This is a genomic window from Amycolatopsis sp. cmx-11-12, from assembly GCF_046269425.1.
Classification (GTDB): domain Bacteria; phylum Actinomycetota; class Actinomycetes; order Mycobacteriales; family Pseudonocardiaceae; genus Amycolatopsis.
This window is the reverse complement of record NZ_JADNQM010000005.1, coordinates 249,064-263,861: the sequence shown is the minus strand read 5'-3', so window position 1 is coordinate 263,861 and position 14,798 is coordinate 249,064. Positions and strand designations below refer to the sequence as shown.

The 14,798-nt window shown below is 68.6% G+C and carries 13 protein-coding genes and 1 pseudogene; 7 read left to right on the top strand and 7 right to left on the bottom strand.

The window, feature by feature from the left end; genetic code table 11:
* The first annotated feature begins 5 nt into the window (after window positions 1-5).
* Together ACLARN_RS09435 and ACLARN_RS09430 are read left to right on the top strand one after the other, a co-directional pair.
* Window positions 6-806, top strand: a complete 801-nt coding sequence (locus ACLARN_RS09435) for a metallophosphoesterase (RefSeq protein ID WP_409490928.1) — start codon at window positions 6-8, stop codon at window positions 804-806.
* Between the two features lie 40 nt (window positions 807-846).
* Window positions 847-1,284 (top strand): GNAT family N-acetyltransferase, encoded by a 438-nt coding sequence (locus tag ACLARN_RS09430; RefSeq protein ID WP_409490927.1) that lies wholly within the window; start codon window positions 847-849, stop codon window positions 1,282-1,284.
* A 3-nt stretch (window positions 1,285-1,287) separates the two neighbouring features.
* Here the strand turns inward: ACLARN_RS09430 and ACLARN_RS09425 are convergent, their stop codons facing one another.
* Window positions 1,288-1,827, bottom strand: coding sequence for a helix-turn-helix domain-containing protein (locus ACLARN_RS09425; protein WP_409490926.1), 540 nt, complete (start codon window positions 1,825-1,827; stop codon window positions 1,288-1,290).
* A gap of 299 nt (window positions 1,828-2,126) precedes the next feature.
* On the opposite strand from ACLARN_RS09425, the gene ACLARN_RS09420 reads away from it, so the two are divergent.
* Window positions 2,127-2,864, top strand: a complete 738-nt coding sequence (locus ACLARN_RS09420; RefSeq protein ID WP_409490925.1) for an alpha/beta hydrolase family protein — start codon at window positions 2,127-2,129, stop codon at window positions 2,862-2,864.
* Between the two features lie 203 nt (window positions 2,865-3,067).
* Here the strand turns inward: ACLARN_RS09420 and ACLARN_RS09415 are convergent, their stop codons facing one another.
* Window positions 3,068-3,250, bottom strand: a complete 183-nt coding sequence (locus ACLARN_RS09415) for a hypothetical protein (protein ID WP_409490924.1) — start codon at window positions 3,248-3,250, stop codon at window positions 3,068-3,070.
* Between the two features lie 364 nt (window positions 3,251-3,614).
* Here ACLARN_RS09415 and ACLARN_RS09410 point away from each other — a divergent pair, with 364 nt between their 5' ends.
* Window positions 3,615-3,818, top strand: coding sequence for a hypothetical protein (locus ACLARN_RS09410; RefSeq protein ID WP_409490923.1), 204 nt, complete (start codon window positions 3,615-3,617; stop codon window positions 3,816-3,818).
* Between the two features lie 282 nt (window positions 3,819-4,100).
* A complete protein-coding gene (locus tag ACLARN_RS09405; protein WP_409490922.1) occupies window positions 4,101-4,709 on the top strand; it encodes a disulfide bond formation protein DsbA in 609 nt (202 codons plus the stop codon).
* Between the two features lie 41 nt (window positions 4,710-4,750).
* On the opposite strand, the gene ACLARN_RS09400 is transcribed toward ACLARN_RS09405, so the two are convergent.
* The 4 genes from ACLARN_RS09400 to ACLARN_RS09385 form a co-directional block, all read right to left on the bottom strand.
* A complete protein-coding gene (locus tag ACLARN_RS09400) occupies window positions 4,751-6,991 on the bottom strand; it encodes a xanthine dehydrogenase family protein molybdopterin-binding subunit (RefSeq protein WP_409490921.1) in 2,241 nt (746 codons plus the stop codon).
* A complete protein-coding gene (locus tag ACLARN_RS09395; RefSeq protein WP_409490920.1) occupies window positions 6,991-7,980 on the bottom strand; it encodes an FAD binding domain-containing protein in 990 nt (329 codons plus the stop codon). The genes ACLARN_RS09400 and ACLARN_RS09395 overlap by 1 nt, the downstream gene beginning before the upstream one ends.
* A 1-nt stretch (window position 7,981) precedes the next feature.
* Window positions 7,982-8,455, bottom strand: a complete 474-nt coding sequence (locus ACLARN_RS09390) for a (2Fe-2S)-binding protein (protein WP_409490919.1) — start codon at window positions 8,453-8,455, stop codon at window positions 7,982-7,984.
* 102 nt (window positions 8,456-8,557) lie between these two features.
* Window positions 8,558-9,994 (bottom strand): MFS transporter, encoded by a 1,437-nt coding sequence (locus ACLARN_RS09385; protein WP_409490918.1) that lies wholly within the window; start codon window positions 9,992-9,994, stop codon window positions 8,558-8,560.
* A 113-nt stretch (window positions 9,995-10,107) separates the two neighbouring features.
* On the opposite strand from ACLARN_RS09385, the gene ACLARN_RS09380 reads away from it, so the two are divergent.
* Window positions 10,108-11,106: an RNA polymerase subunit sigma-70 gene (locus ACLARN_RS09380; protein WP_409490917.1), complete on the top strand. Its 999-nt coding sequence runs from the start codon at window positions 10,108-10,110 to the stop codon at window positions 11,104-11,106.
* Window positions 11,103-11,672: a maleylpyruvate isomerase N-terminal domain-containing protein gene (locus ACLARN_RS09375; protein WP_409490916.1), complete on the top strand. Its 570-nt coding sequence runs from the start codon at window positions 11,103-11,105 to the stop codon at window positions 11,670-11,672. Before ACLARN_RS09380 ends, ACLARN_RS09375 begins: the two co-directional genes overlap by 4 nt.
* A 316-nt stretch (window positions 11,673-11,988) precedes the next feature.
* Here ACLARN_RS09375 and ACLARN_RS09370 read toward each other — a convergent pair.
* Window positions 11,989-14,481, bottom strand: a pseudogene (locus ACLARN_RS09370) (thioester reductase domain-containing protein); the annotation flags it as partial.
* Window positions 14,482-14,798: the final 317 nt, after the last annotated feature.

Sequence of the window (14,798 nt, the reverse complement as noted above, 5' to 3'; positions counted from 1 at the left end):
TGGTGATGGGAAGAGTCGCCGCCATCGGCGATGTCGGCGGGCATCCGGATCAGCTGCGCCGGGCCTTGGCCTGGCTCGGCGCCACCGAGGGAGGACTTCCGCCGGATCTCACCGTGATCCAGGTGGGCGATCTCGTCGATCGCGGCCCGGACAGCGCGGGGGTGCTCGACATCGTGGCGAAACTGCTGGACGCGCGGCGATGGATCCAGCTCGCCGGGAACCACGAAGCTCAGTACCTGCCCGGCGGCGCCGTCTTCTGGCGCGAGCCTCTCGCTGAGGGCGAAGTGGCTCGGCTGCGGCAGTGGTGGGCCGACGGACGGTTGCGGGTGGCCGAGGCCGTCCGCACCGCCGAGGGCGAAGAACTGCTGGTCACCCACGCGGGTTTGACGCTCGACTGCTGGCAACGACTGGGAGAACCGCTGTCGGCGACCGAGACCGCGGAGTTGCTCAACGAGCGCCCGGAGTTGATCTGGGAAATCGGTGAACACGGCCGCGACGGCGGCGCGGGTCCGCTGTGGGCCGAATCGGGCGCGGCACTGCACGAACCCTGGATGGGCCATCGCGGTGTCGTCCCCTTCGGCCAGATCCACGGGCACTCCACGGTCGTGCGGTTCGCCGATCAGTCCTGGCGGTGCGCCGGGCGGGTCCGGCAACGCACGGCGGTCGATTGGCACGCCCGCCACGTGCGTGTGCGGGTCGGAGGACGCGTGTTCACCGGTATCGACCCGGGGCACGGCCGGACCGGCGCCGCCGATTGGCAACCGCTGGTCCTCGACGACGCTCTCGTCGCGGCCCCCACGCCCTGACGAGAGCCGCCACACCATCAGGTTGTAATACATTCGAGCAATGACCGTGTTGCTACGGCCGCTGTCGCGTGAGAACGTCCGCGCGGTCTGCGAGCTCCGTCTGGCCGAGAACCAGCATCACCTCGTCGCACCGGCGGCCTACACCATCGCCGAGGGCAACTATGAGCCCGACGCGATACTGCGAGCCATCTACCTCGACGACAAGCCGGTCGGCGTCTTACTCGTCGAGGTCGACAGCGGGACCCCACATCTGGTCCGGTTCATGGTCGACGCGGACCACCAGGGCCGCGGGGTCGGCAGCCGTGCCGTCGAGCTGCTGGCGGACGAGCTGTACCAAGGCGGATGGCGGTCTCTGGAGACCAGCGTCGTACCGGTCGAGGGCGGCGGCGCCGAAGGTTTCTGGCGTCGCTGCGGGTTTCACGGCACAGAACGTACTCACTACGGCGAGCCGGTGTTCGTCCGTCTGCTGCAACCCTGACGCCTATGTGTCGGCCTGGCCGCCCGCCGGAAACAGGATCGGGCTCAGCAGATACCGCGCACGGCCGGGGGTCGCCGGATTGCGCAGATGCGGAAGGATCGCCGCGCGCAGATCGTCGATCAGGGCCGCGACCTCGTCACGGGAGAGCCAGACCGCGTGTTGCCGATAGCCGACCAGATCGGCGACGGGATCGGCGTCTTCACGATCTAGATAGGTGTTGAATTCGGCGAGCAGGGTGACCATGGCCAAGGCGAAGACATCGCGGTAGTCCTCGGGCTTCGCCGCGGCCAGTGCCTCGGCATCGATGATCGCGCGGTCTCGGCGCAGACGGTAGCTCCGTTCCACGGCGCCCCGGACACGATGCTCGACGGCGACCTCGAGAACACCCGCGGTGGCAAGCAGATCCACGTGCCGGTACACGGTCGCCTTCGACACGTCGGGCAGGTGTGCGCACAGCTGCGCGGTCGTGCATGTCCGGTCGCCGGACAAAGCGTGCACGATCCGCAGCCGCACCGGGTGCGCCAGCAGTTCCAGAGAATCCATGAACCCAATGTTCTCACTTGTGATACCATTCTCAAAGTTGAGAACGTGGACTGGAGGACAGGATGGACCCCGAGGTGTGGCAGCCACCGGAGTATGTGGACCCGGCCCTGTTCGATGAACATGAAGTGACGGTGGGATCGGGCCCTCTCGCCGTGCCGGGCACAGTCACTCTTCCCCACGGTGAGGGTCCGCATCCGGCGGCTGTCTTACTCGGGGGCGGAGGGCCGTTCGACCGGGATGGCACGGCTGGGCCGAACAAGAACCTGAAGGACATCGCATGGGGTTTGGCCAGTCGCGGTGTGGCGATCCTGCGTTTCGACAAGGTCACCTACGCGCACCGCGAACAGGTCGCCGCCACGCCGGAATTCACGCCGACCGAGGAATACGTTCCCCATGCCGTCGCGGGCATCGAGATCTTGCGCGGACTTCCGACAGTGGACGACGATCGTGTCTTCGTGATCGGGCACAGCATGGGCGGCAAGTTCGCGCCGCGGGTGGCCACCGCCGCCGGATCCGCGGTGGCGGGCCTTGTCGTTCTCGCCGGGGACACCGTGCCGATGCAGTGGTCCATGGTGCGTGTCATCGAACATTTGACGAAGGTCGATCCAGCGACCGCGGCACTGCTGCCCACCGTCGAGGCCGCCACCGAACACGCGAAACTGGTGGACAGCCCGGATCTTTCCCCTGCCACGCCCGCCGCGAAGCTGCCGTTCGGGATGCCCGCACCGTATTGGCTGGACATGCGCGCCTACGATCCGGTGACGGTCGCCGCGAAACTGGATCTCCCCATGCTCTTCAGCCAAGGCGAGCGCGACTACCAGCTGACGATCGACGGCGACCTCGCAGGATGGCGCGCGGGCCTCTCCGACCGGCCGGAAGTCACATTTCGCACCTACGCCGCCGACGACCACATGTTCTTCCCCGGAAGCGGGCCATCACTGCCCAAGGACTACGCACATCCGCACCACGTGGACCCCGAAGTGATCGCTGACATCACCGACTGGCTCAGCACCCGCGTTCGGCATGGCCACGGCTGATCCGCGCAATCTGGTGAGTGGACGACACGTGTGTCCAGCTGGACGACTCGCGGCGGGACCGGCTGCGTCCGTCGGATCACACGTGCCATCCCATCAGTCACGCGAAACCGCCGACTCGGTTGGCTTTCAGGGCTTCGGCCGGGTAGGCAAGGAGGCCCTTCACGGCCAGTGAACGCGTGCACTCGCCACGTTTGCCTTACCCCTCAAGAGAAGTCCCGCTCCGGGGCGTCGAGCCACTCCTGGAAAGTGGGTCCCGCGAGCTTGGCGTGCGGGCTGGGCAGGAACCCACCATTGGCGGCGATCTCAGCGTCGGGCATGCCGGAGCCGTCGACGCCGACGACCTTGATGCCTCGGCGGGCGCCGAGGAGCCCGGCCGCCTCCGCCATGGTTCCTTGCGGGGCCCGGCGATTTCGGGGATCGGTGTTCCCGGTGCGGGCGTGCCGGGGTCGGTGGCCAGGTCGACCAGTTCCTCGGCCACGGCGCGGCAGGCCACGAGCTGGGTGGGCAGGGCCGGGATGTAGGCGACGTCGCCTTGCCGCCAGTCCAGGAACTGGCCGACGAATTCGTGGAACTGCGCGGCACGCAGGATGCGGGCGGGGAGGGAGCCGGGCTGGAGCAATTCCTCCTCGTGCACCTTCTTGGCGGCGACGAAACCGGCGGTGGCCTTGTCGACGCCGATGACGGACGCCGCGGTGATCCGGGCGACCCCGGCTTTCCGGCCCGCCTGCCGCAGATTGCGGGCCGACTCGTTTGCTGGCCGTCGGCTGGTGGAAGCGCGACGCGGAAAGGTCGGTCGAGCCGGTACAGATCAACGGTGGCCCTGGGCTGCTCATCCGCGTCGACGGTGTGCTGGCGGTGCGAGTCGAGAACGGCTCCGTCACCGGCGCCTACCACCTGCGCAATCCCGAGAAGCTGTCGCGCGTGGAACGGGAGATCGTCGTGATCGCGCGGTAGTTGCTCGCGGTCACCCGGCCGTGAAGGCCTCCTTGCCTACCCTGAAGGTAGGGAAAGAGTCCTTCACTCCCCGCCACCCACTCACGATCCGCGCCCCGCTACCGCCGCTGACACGGGAAACACTCAGCCGCACGGTGCCCGCGTGGGGCGGAGACCACGCGACTCGCCACGACACCTTTGCCTTATTCCTCAAGAGTTGCTCCATCCGTGATCTTCCGATGAATCCGCTTCTCCTCGCCGGTCACTACTGATAAAGATCTTCAGGTGGGCTAAGGAGAGTTCATGAAAGACCGTGTCCCGGTCGACTTCTGGTTCGACGCGATGTGCCCGTGGTCGTGGATCGCGTCACGATGGTTGATCGAGGCGAGCGAGGTCCGCCCGATCGAGACCCGCTGGCATGTGATGAGCTGGTCGGTTCTGCAGCACGGTCGCGACATCCCGCAGGAACACCGCGGGATCGTCGACGAGGGCTGGGGCCCGGCCAGGGTGGCGATCGCGGCGGAGCAACGCCACGGCAACAAGGTGCTCGGTCCGCTCTACACCGCGTTCGGCACGAGGTATCAGAATCAGGGGCGGATCCTCGATCGGGAGGCGATCGTCGAATCGCTCAGGGAAGCCGGGTTGCCGATCGATCTGGCGGACGCCGCGGACACGGAGGATTACGACGCCGCGCTGTGGGCGTCGCATCACGACGGGATGAGCCGTGTCGGGTACGAGGTCGGTACGCCGGTGATCGCGATCCGCGGGGTGGCCTTCTTCGGCCCGGTGATCTCGCCGATCCCGCGCGGTGAGGCGGCCGGGACGCTTTACGACGGGATCTCGGCGTTGGCCAGTGTCGACGGGTTCTTCGAGCTGAAGAGAAGCCGGACGCGTCCACCGCTCGTCGATTGAGCGGTGGGTTGCCCTCACGGGCGGAGGGCAACCCACGGCACTCACACCAGGTCGTCGACCAGGATCGGGACCCTGCGTACGCGGATGCCGGTCGCGTGGTGGACGGCGTTGGCGATCGCGGCGGGCATGCCCACGATGCCCATCTCGCCGACGCCGCCCTTGGCGCCGAGGACGTTGACCACGTCGTCACGTTCGTCCACGGTCTCGACGATCACCTCACCGATGTCGGCGCTCGTGGCCATGTGGTAGCCGGCGAGATCCGTGTTCACGAACCGGGCCTTGCCCCGGTCCAGGATGGTCTTCTCCATCAGGGCGTGGCCCGCCGCCCAGATCATCCCGCCCATCAGCATGCTCCTGGTCACGCGCGGGTTGATCACCTTGCCGACGGCGAAGACCCCGACCATCCGGCCCAGCCGGACCCGGCGGGTGATCGGGTCGATCCGGACCTCGGCGAAGTTCGCGCCGTAGCTGAAGGTCACGTGATCCGGCCCGATCGGGCCGGTGATGTTGAAGGTGCTCTCCTCCAACGTCGACTTGACCATCTCCGGGGTGAGATTCGGTGGCGTGTACCGGGATTCCAGGCTCAGCACACCCCCGGGCTCGGCGGCGACCAGATCCGCGACCGACGTGCTGGCGCCGTTGCCCGCCCGCACGATCCCGCCCTCGACGGTGAGCTCTCCGGGCAGGTGGGCCGCGGCGAGGGACAGAAGCCGCTCGCGGATCTTCCGGCCCGCCACATGGACCGCGGACCCGATCGTCGCCACGGTCGACGACGCGGCCGTGGCCAGGCCACGGGGCAGATCGCTGTCCCCCAGCGAAACGCTGACGTCGGTCATCTTGAGCCCGATCGCCTCCGCGCCGATCTGGCCGAGCGTGGTGTAGGTGCCCGTGCCGATCTCCTGCGCGGCGACCTCGACCACCGCCCGGCCTGCGGAGTCCACGGTGATCCGGCAGTCGCACACACTGCCTTCGAACACCGGGTAGCTCGCCGAAGCGCATCCCCAGCCGACCAGTTCACCGTCCGGGCTCCGCATCGAGCCGATCGCCTGATCGCGTTCGGACCAGCCGAAAAGCTCGGCTCCCCGGCGATAGCACTCGACGAGGGAACGGCTGCTGTACGGCAATCCGTGCACGGGCTCTTTGTCCGGCTCGTTGCGCAGCCGCAGTTCGACCGGGTCGATCCCCAGTTTCACGGCCAGCTCGTCGATCCCGCTCTCCAGCGCGAAGAGTTCCGGGAACTCCAGCGGACCGCGCATGAACCCCGGCGTGTTCGTGTCGGTCTGCACGGTGCTTTCCCGCGTACGGATGGCGGGGAACGCGTAGAGCCTGGCGGTGTTGTCGGTACCGGGCAACGCGACGACGTCGGTCCTGGAGGACTGCGTCAGGACCTCGTGCTCGTACGCGGTGAACCTGCCGTCTTCGGTGGCCCCGAGCCGCAACCGGTGCCGCGACTGCGGCCGGAAGGCGCCGATGGTGAACATCTGCCGCCGCGAAACGAACAGCTTGACCGAACCGCCGAGTCGCCGGGCCGCCTCGGCCGTGAACACCGTATGCCACAGGGTCGCGCCCTTGCAGCCGAATCCGCCACCGACGTACGGGCTGATCACGCGTACGTCCTCTTCGGACAGTCCGAGCACCGAGGACAACGCGTACCGCTCCCCCGTGACCCATTGGCTGGGCACCCGCACTTCGAGCGCGCCCTCGCTCCAGGTCGCGGTCACGTTGAACAATTCGATCGGGTTGTGGTGGTTGACCGAGGTCTCGTATTCCTCGTCGAGGACCACGTCCGCTCGCGCGAGTTCCTTCGCCGTGTCACCGGCTTCGACGCCGACCAGGTCGATCACGGCCGCCGTTTCGGTGTCCTGCAACGCGATCACCGCGGGCTCGGCGGCGTACCGGATTTCGATCAGGCTCGCCGCGTGCTCGGCGATCTCCGGTGTTTCGGCGACGGTCAACGCGACGATCTGCCCGAAGTAGCGGATCTCGTCCGAGGCGAGGGGATTGAAGCTGGATTGGAACTGCCCGCCGTAGACCGGGACGAGAAATCGGCCTTCACCGACACTGTCCCCCAGGTTCCGGTGTGTCAGCACCAGCCGGACACCGGGCACGGCTTCCGCGGCGCGTACGTCGATCTCGGTGATCCGGCCGCGCGCGATGGTGCTTGTCGTCAGCGCGGCGTGCGTCATGCCCGCGATGACCTCGTCGGCCGCGTACGGCGCGGCTCCGGTGACTTTGGCGACCGCGTCGACGCGGACCGCGGGCTCCCCCAGGATGCTCCCCATTACAGTTCTCCCCTGCTGTACGCGGTCAAGCAAGCTTGTTCGACGACACGTTTCCCCAGTGCGACCTTGACCAGGTTGTCCTTGCGCGGTTCGGCGCCGTCGAACGCCGCGACGCCGGCCTCCTTGGCCAAATCCGTGGAGAACGGTTTCCCGACGAGGGCCTCTTCGGCCGCGGTGCTCCGCCACGGCCTGGGTGCCACGCCGCCGAGCGCGACCCGCGCGTCGACCACGACGCCGTCACGGATGTCGAGTCCAACGGCCGCGGAAGCGATGGCGAACGAGTACCCGGCGCGGTCGCCGACCTTGATGTACGCGGACCTGCGCAGCACCGGGGTGACCGGGATGGTGACCCCGGTGATCAGTTCGCCCTGCCGCAACGTGGTCTCCACCTCGGGCCTGTCGAGCACGTCCGTGTGCACCTCCGAGAACGGCAGCGCACGCGTGCCCTCGACGCCGACGAGTTCGACGGTGGCGTCGAAAGCGGCGAGGGCGGTCCCGAAATCACCGGGATAGACCGCGATGCACGCGTCCGAGCCGCCGAACACGGCGTGCTCACGATGTGGCCCCGTCTGAGCGCCGCAGCCCGATCCTGGCTCGCGCTTGTTACACGGCGAGACACCGTCGCGGAAGTACGGGCATCGGGTGCGCTGCAACAGGTTCCCGCCGATGGTCGCCATGTTGCGCAGTTGCTGTGACGCGGCCCGGCGCAGGCTCTCGGCCAGCACGGGGTACTCGTCGCGGACGACCGGATCCGCCGCGACGTCGGCCATCTTCGCCAGTGCGCCGAACCGGAGCACCGGGCCGTCGTGCTCGATACGGTCGAGCCCCGCGATCCGGCCGATGTCCACCACATGTGCCGGTGACATGACGTCGGTCCGCATGAGATCCACCAGTGTCGTACCGCCGGCGAGCACCCGGCTGCCATCGCGGCGCGTGGCGTGCACGGCTTCTTCCAGGGTCTCGGCCCTGGTGTAGGTGAACGGCCGCATGTCACGCTCCCCCGGCGACGGACCGCACGGCCCGCACGATGTTCGGATATGCCGCGCATCGGCACAGGTTGCCGCTCATGTACTCGCGGACGTCGTCGTCCGAACCCGCGTTCCCCTCCCGGATGCACGCCTCGGCGGACACGATCTGGCCGGGCGTGCAGAAACCGCATTGCAGGGCGTCCCAGTCGACGAACGCCTGCTGCAAGGGATGCAGGGTGCCGTCCTCGTCGGCGAGGCCTTCGATCGTGCGCACCGAGCGGTCGTCCGCGGTGACGGCCAAGGTCAGGCAGGAGAGCACCCTGCGGCCGCCCACCTGCACCGTGCAGGCGCCGCAGGTGCCTTGGTTGCAGCCGGTCTTCGTACCCGCCAAGGCCAGGCGGTCACGCAGCAGACCGAGCAGGGTCGTACGTGGGTCGACGGCCAGCACATGGTCCTCGCCGTTCACCGTCAGCCGTACCGGCACCGTTTCGGACATCAGTTCCTCCCAGTAGGTTCCGAAAACCGGCTTACCGCCGCGCCGGGGGTGGGCGCGGCGGTAAGCCGGATTGGAAGAGGAGCGGGCTCCTCGGGTCAGTGGTCAGTGCACGTCCGCGACTTGCTGCGTCTCCGCGTCGGACTTGCGCATGGCCAGCAATACCAGTGCGATCACCACTCCGATCGCCGCGACGATCACACAGGCCCAGAATGCCGCCCTGAAGCCGTCGGTGAGCGCGGCCGGGCCGGTGCCGGTGGTGTAGGCGACCGCCACGGTCGACACGACCGCCGAGCCCAGCGCGCCACCGATCCAGAACGCGGCGTTGTTGATGCCCGACGCCAGGCCGGCGTCCTCGTCGGGGACACCGGTCAGTGCGGCGATCGTGACGGCGACGAAGCACGTGCCGACACCCGCGCCGAACACGATCAGGCCGATGAACAGATCGCCGAAGTAGCTTCCGTCCGGCGAAATGAACGTCATGATCAGGGCGCCCGCGCCGAACAGCACCATGCCGATCAGCGCCATCAACTTGTACCCCAGCTTGGTCACCAGCGCCCCGCCGACGTTCGCGGAGACGAGGTCCATCACGGCGTACGCGAGCGTGCCGAGGCCGAAGATGACCGGCGTGAACAGCAGGACCTGCTGGGCGTAGAGCGACACGATGACGTTGAAACCGACCAGCAGCACGCCGACCAGGATCATCATCAGGTTGCCGCCGGTGAGGCTGCTCGACCGGAAGATCCGCAACGGCACCAGTGGCGCCTTGGACTTCGACTCGATGATCACGAACAGCACCAGGAGCACGGCCGCGCCCCCCAGCAGGCCGAGGGTCTGCCCGCTGCCCCAGCCCGCCGCCGGTGCCTCGACGATCGCGAAGATCGCCAGCACGAGGGCCGCGGTACTGGTCACGGCGCCGCCGATGTCGAAGCCGACGCCCTTCACCTGGGGCGCGCTCTCCTTCAGCAGCACCGGGGTCAGCAGGAGCATTGCCAGCGCGACGGGAATGTTGATGTAGAAGATCCAGGACCAGCCAAGCAGATCGGTGAGCACGCCGCCGATCAGCAGGGCGGCGGTGGCGCCGAACGCGCCCGTACCGGTCCAGATGGCCAGCGCGCGGTTGCGTTCCGGCCCCTCGTCGAAGGTCGTCATCAGCAGGGCCAGCGCCGTGGGTGACATGATCGCGGCCGACACCCCCTGGATCACGCGGGCGATGACGAGCACGTTGCCGTCCCAGGCCAGGCCGCACAGCGCCGAGGACACCAGGAACAACACCACGCCCGCCAGGAACAGGCGGCGGGGCCCGAACAGGTCGGCGATCCGGCCGCCCAGCAGGAGCAGGCCACCGAAGCTCAGCAGGTAGGCGCTGAGCACCCACTGCAGGCCCGCGGCGGTGAAGCCCAGGTCATCCTGGATGGACGGCAGCGCGAGGATGACGATCTGCCCGTCGAGGGCCACCATGAAGAAGGCCGCGCAGAGCAACGCCAGCGCCTTCCACCGGCGCGGGTCCGGCTGGGCCGGAGCTGATTGCGTGTCAGTCATACTAAGTGCAGACAAGTGGGCTCCAGCCGATTCATCGGTCGTCCGCCGACGAATTCACCCGGTCTCGGCTGTCTCTATTCAGGAAGGTTGATTCGAGGGGTAAGGAGCACGACGTGGACCGAGCCAGACGGGACCAGGCACTGGCCGACGAGATCGGGGATTTCGCCAGTCTGACCGATCCGTTCCGGCGCGAGCTGCTGGTGCACTGCCGCCGCATCCTCGGTTCGGTCGACGAGGCCGAGGATCTGGTGCAGGAGACGTACCTGCGGGCGTGGCGGGCGTACGAAGACTTCGAAGGCCGTTCTTCCCTGCGCAGCTGGCTCTACCGGATCGCCACGAACGCGTGCCTGAACGCGATCGAGACGCGGGGCAGGCGGCCGATGCCGACCGGGCTCGGCGGCCCGGCGCCCGGCGCGGACGAGGCGGCCGACCCGGCTGGCCGCGAGCCCACTTGGCTGGAGCCGATCGCCGACGTCCTGTTCGGCACGGCGGCCGAGGATCCGGCCAAGGTCGTGATGTCGCGGGCGACCATGCGGCTCGCGCTGGCGACGGCGTGGCAGCATCTGCCACCACGCCAGCGGGCCGTGCTGATCCTGCGGGAGGTACTGAACTGGCAGGCCTCCGAGGTCGCCGAACTGCTCGGTACCACCAGCACGGCCGTGCACAGCATGCTGCAACGCGCCCGCACCCAGCTCTCGCAGATCACGATGGCCGCCGACGACGTCGCGGAGCCCGCCGACCGGCGCCAGCGGCATCTGCTCGACCAGTACGTGACGGCGTTCGAAATCGGCGATCTGACCCTGCTGATGCAGCTGCTGACCGAGGACGCGGTGTGCGAACTGCCCCCGGACCCGGCCGTGCTGGCCGGACGCGAGGAGATCGCGCGCTTCCTCGGCACGGAGTGCCCGGCCTTCGGCACCTGCAAACTGGTGCGGTGCACAGTCGACGGCCGTCCGGCGTTCGCCACGTACATGCTGGGCGAGGACGGGGCGCATCACGCGTACTCCGTCGAGGTGCTCACCGTCACCGACTCGGGAATCGCGCGCATCGTGTCGCACCAGAAGCCCGCGCTGTTCGGTGACCTCGGTCTGCCGACCCGGTTCACCGCATGACGGTGACCACCACGATCGACGGCCTCGGCCTGTTGAAACGGGCGTTGAACTACGCGCTGGGCACGGCCCAGCGCGTCACGCCGGAAATGCTCACGTGGCCGACGCCGTGCGACGGCTGGGACCTGGAACTGCTGCTGCGGCACTTCACCGATTCACTGGACGCGCTGCACGAAGGCGTCAGTGAAGGGTGCGTGCGGGTCACGTCGACACCCGAGCCCGCCACCGGTGCGGTGAGCATGTTCCGCGGGCGTGCGTGCCGCTTGCTGCGGACCTGCGCCGAGATCTGCCAGGAAGAGCAGGTCGTCGCGATCGCCGACCGGCCGATGTCGAGTTCGATCCTCGCCGCCACCGGCGCGCTGGAGGTCGCGGTGCACGGCTGGGACATCGCGATGGCGTGCCGGACCCCGCAGCGGATCCCGGACGACCTGGCCACGACCTTGCTGGAGCTGGCTCCCGCAGTGGTCACGGACGCCACGCGGCATTCGTTGTTCGCACCGGCGGTGGTCACCCGTTCGACGCAGCCGAGCAACCGGCTGGTGGCGTTGCTGGGCCGTACTCCTTATTGAGGGGCAGGGCGAAGTGGCGTGGTGGCCGGTGTGGTCTCGTATTTGGCGGTCTCGCGCTGTTCCGGCGCCCTGGTCGCCTGAAGTACATGAAGGCCCCCTTCCTTGCGCCTGGCGCAGGGAAGGGGGCCTTCATGTACTTGTGAACGTCGCGTTTCTTCGGCTGAGCCGAGGGAAGGGGGCCTTCACGCGTCATCGTTGTGACTGGTGGGGCCAGTGGTGCTACCGGGGCACGTTCCGGGTCCGTGAAGGACTCCTTCCCTACCTTCAGGGTAGGCAAGGAGGCCTTCACGGCCAGCTGAAGGCCACCCGCAAAGCCTTACGCCTCAGGGAAATAGCCCGACTTCACGAAGAAGTCGACGTAGCGGGCAAAAAGCCGCTTGTCGATCCTCGGGCAGGTGATGCCGGTGTCTTCCAGCGCCCGTTCGGTCTCCCCCGTGTCGATGACCGGGTATCCCCCGCCGGGCGTCATGATCGCTTCGAAGGCTTCGAGCAACGGAAGCATCGCGTTGTCCTTGTCCGCCTGGACGATCGCCCGCCACTCGGCCCGCGGCCGTTCGTCCACTGTGTACCCGAACGAGCGCAGGTGGTCCACGAACTCGGCCAGTGACGCGCCGTTCTGGTTGTACAGGTGGAAGGTCTCCCCCGCGTCCCGCCCGGACAGGGCGACGATCGCCGCGCTGACGTAGTCGGCGGGGACCATCGGGAAACGCCCTTCGGCTCCGGCCGGGACCGCCCCGGCCTGGAGCAGTCCCTTCAGGCTGAGCCAGACGAAGTCCTTGGTCTGGCAGGCCCCGGTCGTCTGGTCTCCGCAGACGACGTCGACCCGGTAGACCGACACGGGCAGGCCCCGGTCGCGGGCGAGGCCGATGAGCTGCTCGGCCACCCATTTGCTCCGCAGGTATCCGCTGGCCAGCTGTTCGGCGGGGCCGGTCGGGTCGGTGACCTTGAGCGGCTCGCCCTCTTCCGCCGGCACGGCGAACACGCCGGTCGTCGAGACGTGGTGCACGGGGACGCTGCGATGCCGGGCGGCCAGCCGCAGGATCTGTTCCGTCCCGGTCACGTTCGACGCCTTCAACGCGGAGTACGGGTACAGCCAGTTGACCGTCGCTCCCACGTGGTAGACGACGTCGATCTCCCTGGCGAGGGTGTCGTAGTCCTCTTCGGACAGTCCGAACAGTGGTTCGGCGAGGTCGCCGGGCACGACGACCAACCGGTTCTCGTCGATCTCCGGCCAGACCCGGTACCACTCCAGGCTTTCCCGCAGCCGAGCCGCGTCGCCGCCGCGCACGAGGCAGTACACCTTCGCTTTCGTGGTGCGCATGAGGTCACGCAGCAGGAAAGCGCCGAGAAACCCGGTCGGCCCGGTCAGCAGGATTTTGCCGGGATCCGAGACCGATCGCACGACCTCACCGGACGGTTGGATGTCGTCGGCGAGCCGGACCTCGGCCTCGAACCGCACCTGCTCGCTCTCGGATTCGGCCCCGGAAGCCAGTTCGGCCAGCAGGTACGCCGCGAGCGCGGCGGGTGTCGGATGGTCGAAGACCACCGTGGACGGCAGGTTCGCGGTCGCCACCGTGTTGAGGGCGTTGCGGAGTTCCACCAACGTCAGCGAGTCGAAGCCGAGGTCCGGGAGCGGCTGGTCCGCGCCGATCGTGCCCGCGTCCGCCAGGCCGAGCACCGTCGCGACCTCGGCGAGCACGGTCTCCAGCAGGACCTCGAGCTGCTCTGGCGCGCTCAGCCCGGCGATGCGCCGCGCCAGCCCGCCCGCCGCGACCTCGGTGTTCTGGGCGACCCGCCGCCGGGTCACGCGTGCCAGGCCACGCAGCAGAGCGGGCACCTGGCCGGGCCGTTCCCGCATAGCCCCGATGTCCAGCGGGGTCGCCACGATCGCGGGTGAGCCCGCCAGCAGGGCGGCGTCCAGCAGGGCCGGTCCGCGGTCGGATCCGATCGGCGGGAAACCGGCTCGGGCCATCCTCTTCAGGTCGGCCTCGTCCAGGTCGCCGGTGATCCCCGTTGTCTGCTCCCAGACACCCCACGCGATCGACGTCGCGGGGAGTCCTTGCGCGTGGCGGTGCCGGGCGAGCGCGTCCAGGTACGCGTTCGCGGCGGCGTAGTTGCCCTGGCCGGGGCCGCCGATCACGCCGGCGATCGAGGAGAACAGCACGAACGCCGTCAGCTCGCCGGTCAGCTCGTGCAGGTACCGGGCCGCGTCCGCCTTGGGCCGCAACACCTTCTCGACCTGTTCGGGTGTCAGCGAAGTGATGACACCGTCGTCGATGACGCCCGCCGTGTGCACGACGGCGGTCACGTGATGGTCTGCCAGTGCCGCGGCGAGCGATCCGCGGTCGGAGACGTCGCAGGCGGTGATCGTGACCTGGGCGCCGAGACCGGTGAGTTCGGCGTGCAGCCGATCCGCGCCGGGGGCTTCGGCTCCGCGGCGGCTCAGCAACAGCAGGTCGCGCACGCCATGCCGGGTCACGAGATATCGCGCGAACAACGCGCCGAGGCCGCCGGTGCCGCCGGTGATCACCACCGTGCCGCCGGTGTCCCATGCCCCGGTCGGCGGACCGAACGCCTTCGCGCGCGCGAGTCGTGGCACGAAGACCCGGCCGTCGCGGATCGCGGCCTGGGGTTCTCCCGCCGCCAGGATGGAGGGCAGCAGCGCGTCGAGTGACCGGTCGTCGTCGGTGTCCACCAGGACGATCCGGCCAGGGGACTCGGACTGCGCCGACCTCACCAGGCCCCACACCGCGCCCGCGGTCAGATCCGGCACGTCCTCGCCGCCCGTCGAGACACCGCCGCGGGTGGTGATCACGAGGGTGTGTTCTCCGGCGAGGTGGTCCCGGAGCAGGTCGAGCGTTCGCCGCACACCTTCGCCGAGCGGACCCGGCCGCCACGCGATCACCTCGGCGTCGTGGACGGTGGGCAGATCCTTGCCGGGAGCCAGCAGCATCCAGTCCACAGTGAACAGTGCGTCTTCGGTCCGTACGTCGTCGGCATGTCCGCCAACGGTCAAGGATTCGACGTCGGCGACGGGCAAGCCGGACAGGTCCGAGAGCCACAACGCGTAAGTCCCGTCGTCACGCCGCAGTGACCGGACCCGCAGGGCTGTCGCACCGGTCGCGT

Bases quoted from the DNA above. Each gene is read 5' to 3' on its own strand.
- ACLARN_RS09435 (WP_409490928.1), top strand. From the start codon at position 6: ATGGGAAGAGTCGCCGCCATCGGCGATGTCGGCGGGCATCCGGATCAG.
- ACLARN_RS09430 (WP_409490927.1), top strand. From the start codon at position 847: ATGACCGTGTTGCTACGGCCGCTGTCGCGTGAGAACGTCCGCGCGGTC.
- ACLARN_RS09425 (WP_409490926.1), bottom strand. From the start codon at position 1,827: ATGGATTCTCTGGAACTGCTGGCGCACCCGGTGCGGCTGCGGATCGTG.
- ACLARN_RS09415 (WP_409490924.1), bottom strand. From the start codon at position 3,250: ATGGCGGAGGCGGCCGGGCTCCTCGGCGCCCGCCGAGGCATCAAGGTC.
- ACLARN_RS09405 (WP_409490922.1), top strand. From the start codon at position 4,101: ATGAAAGACCGTGTCCCGGTCGACTTCTGGTTCGACGCGATGTGCCCG.
- ACLARN_RS09400 (WP_409490921.1), bottom strand. From the start codon at position 6,991: ATGGGGAGCATCCTGGGGGAGCCCGCGGTCCGCGTCGACGCGGTCGCC.
- ACLARN_RS09395 (WP_409490920.1), bottom strand. From the start codon at position 7,980: ATGCGGCCGTTCACCTACACCAGGGCCGAGACCCTGGAAGAAGCCGTG.
- ACLARN_RS09390 (WP_409490919.1), bottom strand. From the start codon at position 8,455: ATGTCCGAAACGGTGCCGGTACGGCTGACGGTGAACGGCGAGGACCAT.
- ACLARN_RS09385 (WP_409490918.1), bottom strand. From the start codon at position 9,994: ATGACTGACACGCAATCAGCTCCGGCCCAGCCGGACCCGCGCCGGTGG.
- ACLARN_RS09375 (WP_409490916.1), top strand. From the start codon at position 11,103: ATGACGGTGACCACCACGATCGACGGCCTCGGCCTGTTGAAACGGGCG.